This is a genomic window from Pseudomonas sp. 30_B (genome assembly GCF_017491605.1).
In the GTDB taxonomy this organism is placed as follows: domain Bacteria; phylum Pseudomonadota; class Gammaproteobacteria; order Pseudomonadales; family Pseudomonadaceae; genus Pseudomonas.
The window spans coordinates 1-246 of record NZ_JAFGYY010000473.1; the positions used below are offsets into that span (position 1 = coordinate 1).

Below are 246 nucleotides of genomic sequence, written 5' to 3' on the forward strand. Positions count from 1 at the left end.
CCATCAGGTAGGCGTTCTTCACCAGCCAGTCGCTGTACTGGTCGGAAACGATGTCGGCGGTCTCGTACGGGTCCATGCGCAGGTTGAACAGCTTGGGAATCCGCAGGCAGACGAAGGGTTCGCTCCAGACCTTCAGGCCACCCGGTGCGCGCTGTTCGCACCAGACGATTTTCCAGTCGTTGAAGCGCATGCCCACCAACTCGGCCTCGTCGTTGAAGTAATAGAACTCCTTGCGCGCACTCTCGT

1 pseudogene is annotated in these 246 nt (G+C 59.3%); it reads right to left on the reverse strand.

The window, feature by feature from the left end:
• Positions 1-246, reverse strand: a pseudogene (locus tag J5M67_RS29155) (arylsulfatase); the annotation flags it as partial.